Annotated in this window: 9 protein-coding genes; 3 read left to right on the forward strand and 6 right to left on the reverse strand. The window is 70.1% G+C overall.

Annotated features, from left to right (window positions below; genetic code table 11):
- Nucleotides 1-21 precede the first annotated feature (21 nt).
- Complete coding sequence (locus IE173_RS12280) at nucleotides 22-1,176, forward strand: glycosyltransferase family 4 protein (protein ID WP_191283787.1); 1,155 nt, start codon at nucleotides 22-24, stop codon at nucleotides 1,174-1,176.
- Here IE173_RS12280 and IE173_RS12285 read toward each other — a convergent pair.
- Genes IE173_RS12285 through IE173_RS12300 form a run of 4 tightly spaced genes read right to left on the reverse strand, consistent with a single transcriptional unit; the run spans nucleotide 1,083 to nucleotide 5,797 of the window.
- Entirely contained in the window at nucleotides 1,083-2,990 is a 1,908-nt protein-coding gene (locus IE173_RS12285; RefSeq protein WP_191283788.1) for an amylo-alpha-1,6-glucosidase, read from the reverse strand. The genes IE173_RS12280 and IE173_RS12285 overlap by 94 nt on opposite strands.
- Before the next feature lie 46 nt (nucleotides 2,991-3,036).
- On the reverse strand, nucleotides 3,037-3,387 hold the full coding sequence (locus tag IE173_RS12290; protein WP_191283789.1) for a fluoride efflux transporter FluC: 351 nt from the start codon (nucleotides 3,385-3,387) through the stop codon (nucleotides 3,037-3,039).
- Nucleotides 3,384-3,791: a fluoride efflux transporter FluC gene (locus IE173_RS12295; RefSeq protein WP_191283790.1), complete on the reverse strand. Its 408-nt coding sequence runs from the start codon at nucleotides 3,789-3,791 to the stop codon at nucleotides 3,384-3,386. Before IE173_RS12295 ends, IE173_RS12290 begins: the two co-directional genes overlap by 4 nt.
- Nucleotides 3,788-5,797 carry an APC family permease gene (locus IE173_RS12300; RefSeq protein WP_191283804.1) on the reverse strand — a complete coding sequence of 670 codons (2,010 nt, stop codon included), beginning with the start codon at nucleotides 5,795-5,797 and terminating at the stop codon, nucleotides 3,788-3,790. Before IE173_RS12300 ends, IE173_RS12295 begins: the two co-directional genes overlap by 4 nt.
- A gap of 136 nt (nucleotides 5,798-5,933) precedes the next feature.
- On the opposite strand from IE173_RS12300, the gene IE173_RS12305 reads away from it, so the two are divergent.
- On the forward strand, nucleotides 5,934-6,572 hold the full coding sequence (locus tag IE173_RS12305; protein ID WP_229842078.1) for a hypothetical protein: 639 nt from the start codon (nucleotides 5,934-5,936) through the stop codon (nucleotides 6,570-6,572).
- A gap of 11 nt (nucleotides 6,573-6,583) precedes the next feature.
- On the opposite strand, the gene IE173_RS12310 is transcribed toward IE173_RS12305, so the two are convergent.
- Together IE173_RS12310 and IE173_RS12315 are read right to left on the reverse strand one after the other, a co-directional pair.
- Entirely contained in the window at nucleotides 6,584-7,210 is a 627-nt protein-coding gene (locus IE173_RS12310) for a PadR family transcriptional regulator (protein WP_229842079.1), read from the reverse strand.
- On the reverse strand, nucleotides 7,207-8,040 hold the full coding sequence (locus IE173_RS12315; protein ID WP_191283792.1) for a DUF4097 family beta strand repeat-containing protein: 834 nt from the start codon (nucleotides 8,038-8,040) through the stop codon (nucleotides 7,207-7,209). Before IE173_RS12315 ends, IE173_RS12310 begins: the two co-directional genes overlap by 4 nt.
- Nucleotides 8,041-8,158: 118 nt before the next feature.
- Here IE173_RS12315 and IE173_RS12320 point away from each other — a divergent pair, with 118 nt between their 5' ends.
- Nucleotides 8,159-8,932 carry a MerR family transcriptional regulator gene (locus tag IE173_RS12320; RefSeq protein ID WP_191283793.1) on the forward strand — a complete coding sequence of 258 codons (774 nt, stop codon included), beginning with the start codon at nucleotides 8,159-8,161 and terminating at the stop codon, nucleotides 8,930-8,932.
- Nucleotides 8,933-9,060 lie beyond the last annotated feature (128 nt).

The raw sequence follows: 9,060 nt of genomic DNA on the forward strand, positions 1-9,060 counted from the left end.
AGCCGGACCGGAGGGAAGAGCATGACGATCATCGAGTCGTCGCCACGCGACCCCTCGTCCACGCCCGCCGGCGGCAGCCCGTTGCGCATCGGAGTCGTGGCACCGCCCTGGTTCGAACTCCCGCCGACGGGTTACGGCGGCACCGAGGCGGTCGTGGCGGCCCTCGTCGACCAGCTCGTCGCGTTCGGGCACCAGGTGACGCTCATCGCCAGCGGGCCGGCGAAGACGAAGGCCCAGCGCCAGGTCACGGTCTACGAGAAGCCGCCGTCGCGCCTTCTCGGTCACAGCACGATGCCGGAGGTCATCATCGCCGCGGAGGCCGCCCGGGTTCTGACCTCCGACGACTTCGACATCATCCACGACCACTCGCTCGCCGGCCCGCTTCTCGCCGTCGCACGCACCATCCCGACCGTGGTGACGATGCACGGCCCGGTCACCGGCGACAACGGCGACTACTTCCGTCGCCTGGGAACGGCCGTCGACCTCGTGGCGATCTCCGACTCCCAGCGTCTGCTGGCGCCGACCCTCAACTGGGCGGGCACCGTGCACAACGCGGTCGACGTCGACTCCTTCCCCTACCGGGCCGACAAGGACGACTACGTCCTGTGGATCGGGCGGTTCCACCCCGACAAGGGCGCCCATCTCGCGATCGATGCGGCGCGCGCCGCCGGTCGGCGGATCGTTCTCGCCGGGAAGCTCAACGAACGCGATGAACACGAGTACTTCGACAAGGCCGTGCGCCCGAAGCTCGCCCGGGACGCCGAGTACCTCGGTGAGGCGGATGCGCGGCTCAAGCGCGAATTGTTCGCGGGGGCTCGTTGCCTGGTGTTCCCGATCCAATGGGACGAGCCGTTCGGCATGGTCATGATCGAGGCGCTGGCGAGCGGCACGCCCGTGGTGGCGACCCGTCGCGGCAGCGTCCCCGAGATCGTCGAGGACGGGCGCACCGGGTGGGTCGTCGACGATCTCGCCGAACTCCCCGCCGCGATCGAGCGCGCCGGGCAGCTCGATCCCGCGGAGTGCCGCGCGTCGGCCCGAACCCGGTTCGACCTGCCCGTGATGGGGAGAGGCTACGACCGCATCTACCGCGCGCTCGTCGAGACCCCGTCGAACACGCGCAGAACGGCGATCGACGCCGCCGCGCTCCAGGCCTGGGGGCGGCACGCGGCCGGGTAGGGCAGGGGAGTCGGCGCGTCGGGCAGACCGTCGCCGGAGTACAGCTCCGGGATGCGGAACTCGAACGTCTCCGCGGCGCGCAGCAGGCCCCGGGCGAGTTCGCGGGCATCCTCGGTGAACCCTTCGGCGGCCAGCCCGACGATCGCGATCGCCGTGTCGTGGGTCCACACCGAGCCGCCGTGATACGACAGCGGCCAGTAGCCGTCGGCGCTCGTCGCCAGAGTCCGCAGGCCGAAACCGCTGGAGAGCTCGGGGGAGCGCAGCCGATCCCGCACGAGGGCGGCCTCGTCGGTGGAGAGGATGCCGGTGCCGAGCAGATGCCCGATGTTGCTGGTCAGCGAGTCCACCGCCCGCTTGTCGGTGTCGAGGGCGACGGCGGGAAACGCGCCGTCGGGGTCGTCGACCCAGAATCCGGCGCGGAACGCCGTCGCCAGGGCCGCCGCCCACTCGCGCCAGGGGGTTCCGTCGCCGCCGAACTCGTCGAGCAGATCGGCTCCGCCCATCGCCGCCGCGTAGGCGTAGCCCTGCACCTCGCAGAGCGCCAGCGGCCCCTGAGCCAGTCGCCCGTCACGCCACTGCACGGCGTCGGCGCTGTCTTTCCAGCCCTGGTTCGACAGCCCGTGACCGGTCGGGTCGAAGTACTCCAGCAGTCCGTCGCCGTCGCGATCGCCGAAATCGCGCATCCAGGCGAGCGCGGCCTCGAGGGCGGGACGGAACTCCCGCAATTGCACGAGATCGACCCCCGAGGCGCGGACCTCGACCAGCAGCAGGATCCACAACGGCGTCGCGTCGACCGTGCCGTAGTAGGTCGGGGGAAGCGCGACGCCCTCCTCGGGGATCACCACCTGCCCGCGACGCAACTCGTGCAGGATCTTGCCGGGCTGCTCCGCTCGGGAGATGTCGTGCTCGGTGCCCTGACGACGCGCGAGGACGCGCAGCGTGTCGATCGGCAGGCGGCTGCCGAGCGGCAGCAGAAAGCGGGCCGCCCAGATCGCGTCCCGGCCGAAGAGGGTGAGGTACCAGGGTCCGCCGGCGGCGAGGAACTCCTCCGGGCCGCCCGCGGTGAGACGGAGGGCGTCGAGATCATCCAGCGAGCGGTCGACCCAGCGTCGGAGCCGCGAATCGCGGGTGTCGAGCTTCGGCGGATGCCACGGGATGTCGGCACCGGCCGGTCCGACGACGGCGGCGCGGTCGACGACGCGGAGGTCGAGGGCGAGGCGGGCGCCGCCCCGGGCGGGAACCGCGAGCCGCCAGAGCATCTGGATTCCCGTAGCGGTGCGAGTCATGATCGCGCCCGGCGCGTCGAGGGTGACCCGCGTGACCCCGTCGCCCCAGCGCGCCGACTCCTCGTCGAGTTCGACGACGGGCGATGCCGGCTCGCCGATTCCGTGCTTGATCCGCTGGAGTTCGGTGAGGTCGGTGTCGAGTTTGATGACGATGTCGACCTCGACCGCGTGGGTGAGGCGCGTCGACAGCTCGAACTCGTGGCGCACCCCGTCGGCGCGCGCCACCCGGGTCAGCGTTCCGCGCACGTCGGGGTCGGCGCCTTTCGCGTCGAGGGAACGGTGGGCGCTCCGGAAACGCACGCGGGACGCGGAGTCGGTGAGCGTTCCGACGTGTTCGCCCGGGAGGCCGGCGACGGTGAGCCGGAAGCCGCTGACGACACGCACATCGGAGACCGCGATCCCGTCGATCGGTGCGTTGCCCATCGACCCGTCGGGGCGTGACCAGGCTTGAGCCGGCGCGCGAAGCACGACGACGGCGTCATGGAGGAACGGCTGAAGGGGGCGTGTAGCGAGAACCTGCGACCGCATCGCGGCACCATACACCCGGCGTTCCCGTCGATCAATGACCGCGGGACTAGCCGAGCAGGATCCTCCCGAGCAGCCAGCCCGCTGTCGCGGCGGCGACACCGAGCGCGAGGTTCGCCGCGACGTTCGCCGCCGCGGCGCGCCAGCGGCCGGTGCCGGCCAACTGCACGGTTTCGACGCTGAACGTGCTGAAGGTCGTGAGGCCGCCGGCGAAGCCGGTCACGACGACGAGGGCGAGATCGGTGTGGATGGCGACGCCGGCGATCAGCGACCCGACGACGTTGACCAGCAGCACCGGCCACGGCCACGACGCCTTCCGCCCGACATGACCGATGAGGTAGCGGATGACCGCCCCGAGCGCGCCGGCCACGACGATGGCCAGGGCGAGCAGCGGGGTCATTCGTCGTCCCCGATCGGCGGGGGCGCGGTCGCGGTCGGAGCGCCCAGGCGGATGCCGAGGGCGGCCGCCGCGATGCCGCCGACGAGCGACGCGGCGACGTAGACGACGGCCTCGGCCCCCGCGCCCGCCGAGGTCAGCTCGACCGCCGAGACGGCGAGCGCCGAGAAGGTCGTGAACGAGCCGAGCAGCCCCGGGCCGAGTCCCACGCGCAGCCACTCGGGTGCCACCGGCCACACCCGCGCGACGAGTGCTCCGAGCACGAACGACCCGGTGAGGTTGACCAGGAAGGTGCCGATCGGGAACGCGGCCCCGCCGTGCGGCAGCAGCAGGTCGACCGTCAGCCGCAGTGCGGTGCCGACGGCGCCTCCGGCCAGCACGGCGAGTACGGCGCGCAGCGAGGTCACGGTCGCGGCTTGCGCTTCGGGGGCGCTGCGGTTCTGATCTGCTCCCGCTTCACCGGCCGCGGTCGCACCGGTTCGCCGCGCCGGTCCTGACCGGGAAGCGGACGCGACCGGCGCCCGTAGAGCAGGTCGGAGGAGTCGAGCAGCCACGGAACGAGGGCGACGACGACCCCGTGCACGAGCATGAGCTTGTGCCGCATCCGCCGGGCCTTGTGGTTGTGCAGCAGGTTCTCCCACCAGTGGCCGACGATGTACTCCGGCAGATACACCGTGATCACCTCGGCGCCGTGCGTCGCGCGGCGGGACTTCAGGTAGGAGATCAGCGGAGCGCTGATGTCACGGTAGGGCGATTCGAGGATGCGCAGCGGCACCTTGATGTTCTGCGACGCCCACTCCAGGTCGAGCCTGTCGGCCGCGTCGTCGTCGATCGCCACGTGCACCGCCTCGATGCTGTCGTGACGGGCGGCGATGGCGTAGTCGAGCGCCTTCAGGGTGGGCTTCTGCATCCGCCCGACGAGCACGACCGCGTGGTCGCCCGACGCGCCGAAGGTGGTGTCGGCGTCGACGGCGATCTCCCGGTCGACGTCGCGGTAGTACCGGTTCACGCCGAGCATGAGGAACCACAGGATCGGCATGACGACGAACACGATCCAGGCGCCGTGGGTGAACTTCGTGATCGTCACCACGATGAGCACGCTGAGTGTCATCGTCGCCCCGACGAGGTTGATCGAGAGGCTGCGGATGATCGCGCCCCGGCCGTCCGCGCCGCGGCGCAGCAGCCGGATCCAGTGCCGCACCATTCCGGTCTGCCCGAGCGTGAACGACGTGAACACCCCGATGATGTACAGCTGGATGAGCGTGGTCAGGTCGGCCTGGAACGCCACCAGGATCGCGATGGCGGTGATCGACAGGGCGATCACGCCGTTGCTGAAGATGAGCCGGTCGCCGCGCGTCGACAGCGACTTCGGGGCGTACTTGTCGGCGGCGAGCACCGAACCGAGCAGCGGGAAGCCGTTGAACGCGGTGTTGGCGGCGAGCAGCAGCACCGCCGCGGTCGCGCCCTGCACGATGAAGAACGGCACGGTGAAATCGCCGAAGGTCGCGGAAGCGATCTGCGCGATGAGGCTGCGCTGCGGGTCGGTGGTGCAGGCGGCCGCGTCGCGGTACACCTGCTCGGTGCAGTCGAGATAGCGCACCCCGGTGACGATCGCGACGGCGACGAGGCCCGAGAACAGGGTGATCGCGATGCCGCCCATGATCATCAGGGTGGCCTGGGCGTTCTTGATCTTCGGGCGGCGGAACGCCGGCACGCCGTTCGCGATCGCCTCCACCCCGGTCAGCGCGGCACAGCCGCTCGCGAACGAGCGCAGGATGAGCAGGATGAAGGCCGCCTGCGCGAGGCTCTCACTCTCGAGTTCCAGATCGACGCTCTCGGCGATCGGCGCGTCGCCGAGCAGGACGCGCACGAGCGCCGTGATCAGCATCACCGCGATCGAGCCGATGAAGAGGTAGGTCGGGATGGCGAACGCGGTGCTCGACTCGCGTACCCCCCGCAGGTTGACGGCCGCGAGGATCACGACCGCTACGACCGCGAGCCACACCCGGTAGGGGTCGAGGAACGGCAGGGCCGAGATGATGTTGTCGACGCCCGATGCGACCGACACCGCGACCGTCATCACGTAGTCGACGAGCAGCGCAGCGGCGACGATGAGCCCCGCCTTCTCGCCGAGGTTCTTGCGGGCGACCTCGTAGTCGCCGCCGCCCGACGGATAGGCCTTGATCAGCTGGCGGTACGAGAGCACCACCACGAGCAGCAGCACGACGACCGCAAGCGCCACCCAGGGGCCATACGCGACGAACCCGAATCCGCCGATCATCAGGATCATCAGCAGCTCTTGCGGGGCGTAGGCGACCGACGACAGCGGGTCGCTCGCGAAGATCGGAAGCGCCAGGTGCTTCGGCAGCAGCTGACCCTCGAGCTTGTCGGACGGGAGCGGCTCGCCGATCAGCAGGCGTTTGGCGAGCGGGCTGCTCCCGCGTGACGCCGGTCGGCCGGCGTCGGAAGGCTCCTGGGAGGGCACGAGCGGTCACACTACTCCGACGGGGGACGGTGTCAAGCGACGGCGCGCACCTATGATCATGCGGGTGAGGACTGCGCGGCGACGATGGTGGCCGTGGCTGGTGGCCGCCCTGCTCGCCCTGGTCTTCACGGGCGTCGGCATGGTGATCGTGCCGATCCTCACGCACGTCGATCAGGGCGACGCGAACCAGGTGCTGCCCGACGAGGAGTGGCCGCTCGAAGCGACGGCGACCGGCGATGACGGGCGGGAGCGTCGCATCCAGATCGTCGCGGTCGAACCGGGCACGACCGTCGACACCTCGGCGCTGGCTCCCGGTGACCGGTTCGTCGTCAGCGGCACGGGCTATGACCCGGCGCGCGGAATCTATGTCGCGATCTGTGCGATCCCCGATGACCCGTCGCAGAAGCCCGGCCCCTGCCTCGGTGGGGTGCCCGACCAGGAGGCGGTCGAGGTCGCGGAGGGAACGATCCAGTTCGCCCCGAGCAACTGGATCAACGACGACTGGGCCTGGCGGCTGTTCGGTGCCCGTTCCTACGACGACCGCGACACGGGAACCTTCACCGCCTACATCGAGGTTCCGCCGACCGCCGACGAGAACGTCGACTGCAGCGAGGTCGCCTGCGCCCTCTACACCCGCAACGACCACACCGCGGCGAACGACCGAGTGCAGGATGTCTACATCCCGCTCGGCTTCGTCGGCTGACGGAGTGCTGGTCAGCCCCGAAGTTGTTGCACCAGCCGGCGCCGCAGGTCGTTCAGCCCGTCGGTGAGCAGCGTCACCGTCTCGGCGGTGAGGATGCCCGACGCGGCGGCGGAACGCAGCTCGTCGCGCACGTCACCGCGGAAGTCGGTGACCGCGGCCTCCGCCTCGTGCAGCCGAAGCCGCGACGCGACCCGCGGGTCGTCGGTGGCGCTACGGGTGGCTTCGCGCGCGACGCCCACCGCCTCCGACCGCGCCTCCCGCGCCGCCGCGGCGAGGTCGGCCCGCAGGGTGCGCATCGCGTCGTTGACGGAGGCGCGCACCTCGTCGGCGAGCCGACGCACGGAGTCGGTGAACTCCGTCTCGATGCCGTCGAGTTCCGGCTCGCGCGCGACGAGTTCGGCACGGCCGGCCTCGGTGATGGCGTAGACCGTCTTGCGGCCGTCGGCCTCCTTGGTGACCAGGCCCTCCTCCTCGAGCTTGCCGAGGCGCGGGTAGATGGTGCCCGCGCTCGGCTGGTAGGTGCCGCCCGACTGGTCGGCGAGCGCCTGGATGATCTCGTACCCGTGCATCGGGCGGTCGACGAGCAACCGCAGGAGGTACAGGCGCAGGTGGCCGTGGGCGAAGACGGGCGGGCTCACGACGTGGGCGTCTCGGCGGGCGCGGCGGCGTCGGCGCGGGCGACGTGCATGACGCTGATGTCGCCGCTCACGGTGTTCGCGCGGAAGTCGGTCCAGCGGCCTTCGAGCACGCCGACCTTGCCGGTGAACTTGCCGCGCACCCGCAGGGCGGCGTCGTCGAGCTGCAACCGACCGCTCACCGTGTTGATCGCGTACGAGGTGGGCACGTCGGCCTCGAGCCGTGCGGTGACGGTGCCGCTCACCGAGTTGATCTTGACCAGGTCGGGGGTGTCGGCGAGGTCGAGGAAGACGTTGCCGCTCACGCCGTCGCTCGAGAACGCGAGCACCGCGCCGGTGGCGGTGATGTCGCCGCTCACGGTGTGCGCCACGATCTTTCCGTAGTGATTGCGGGCGCTGAGCTCGCCGCTCACCGAGTTCAGTTGCAGGTCGCCCGAGATGCCGTCGGTCGCGAGGTCGCCGCTCACGGTGCTGAGGTCGGCGTCGGCGTGGAGGCCGCTCACCAGGGCGGTCGCGCTGACGACCCCGAGCTTCAGGGCGACATCGCGGGGAACCAGGATGCTGACGTCGGCGCGGGCCGCACCGGGCCGGAAGTTGCGGAAGACGTCGAGCCAGTTCTCCCAGGAGAGCTGCGCGTGGTCGATGTCGAGGGTCTCGCCGTCGGCGGTGATGCGCAGGTCTTTGCCGCTGACGCTGTGCACCTCGATGCGCGTGACCGGCTCGTCGTGCGCGATGACGTCGATATGGCCGGCGACGAGGCCGACCTTCAGCTTGCGGATGCCATCGACTTCGATCGTCTTGGGTCCGTCCAGGAGCCACTTCTGCTGGGACATCGCCCCATCCTCTCTCGCGATATATCGCGTGTCGGAAAGTCACGATATATCGCGTGTGCCGAGTTCGCAAGCATCGGAGGTTGACATTGACGCTGCGTCAAGTTCTACGGTCGAACGCATGGAGTGGAGCATCCAGGAGATCGCCAAGCTGGCCGGCACCACGAGCCGCACGTTGCGTCACTACGACGACACGGGCCTCGTGCCGCCGAGCCGGGTGGGCGCCAACGGGTATCGGTACTACGACGCCGACGCCCTCGTGCGCCTGCAACGCGTTCTGTTGCTGCGCGAGCTCGGCCTCGGCATCCCGGCGATCGCCGCCCTCTTCAATAGAGAGAGCCTGGCCGGCGAGCGTGACGAGGTGCACGCGTTGACGCTCCATCTGACGTGGCTCCGCGAGGAGCAGCGTCGGCTCGACCGGCAGATCGCCAGCGTCGAGTCCACGATCGACACCTTGAAGGGAGGTGAGAAACCCATGGCAGAGAACATGTTCGACGGCTTCGACCACACGCAGTACAAGGAGGAGGTGGAGGAGCGCTGGGGAAAGGACGCGTACGCGAAGTCCGACCAGTGGTGGCGCAAGCTCAGCGCCGACGAGAAGTCGGCGTTCTTCGAGACGGCGTCGCGGCTCGGAGCCGACTGGATCGAGGCCGCACAGCGTGACGTCGACCCGGCGAGCGACGAGGCGCAGGCCCTCGCGCAGCGGCAGTTCCACTGGTTGCGCGGCATCCCGGGAACCCCGGGCGGTGGTCACGGCGGCCCGACGAAGGAGTACTTCACCGGGCTCGGCGAGATGTACGTCGCCGACCCGCGGTTCGCGAAGAACTACGGCGGCGAGGCCGGGGCGGCGTTCGTGCGGGATGCGATGCGCGTCTATGCCGAACGCAACCTCTAGCTGTACCCGGTCGCACCGTTGGTGACACGGAGGTAGGGAAAAGGCCTCCATTCTGAGTGGTGTCTAACGTCACTCGAAGGAAGGCCTTTTCGTGGTCCACCGTAACGCGAGGCTGGCTGAGGCCGGTC

It is taken from the genome of Pseudolysinimonas yzui, assembly GCF_014653215.1.
Taxonomy (GTDB): Bacteria; Actinomycetota; Actinomycetes; order Actinomycetales; family Microbacteriaceae; genus Pseudolysinimonas_A; species Pseudolysinimonas_A yzui.

Coding starts and splice junctions, on each gene's coding strand:
- IE173_RS12280 (WP_191283787.1), top strand. CDS start 22: ATGACGATCATCGAGTCGTCGCCACGCGACCCCTCGTCCACGCCCGCC.
- IE173_RS12285 (WP_191283788.1), bottom strand. CDS start 2,990: ATGCGGTCGCAGGTTCTCGCTACACGCCCCCTTCAGCCGTTCCTCCAT.
- IE173_RS12290 (WP_191283789.1), bottom strand. CDS start 3,387: ATGACCCCGCTGCTCGCCCTGGCCATCGTCGTGGCCGGCGCGCTCGGG.
- IE173_RS12315 (WP_191283792.1), bottom strand. CDS start 8,040: ATGTCCCAGCAGAAGTGGCTCCTGGACGGACCCAAGACGATCGAAGTC.
- IE173_RS12320 (WP_191283793.1), top strand. CDS start 8,159: ATGGAGTGGAGCATCCAGGAGATCGCCAAGCTGGCCGGCACCACGAGC.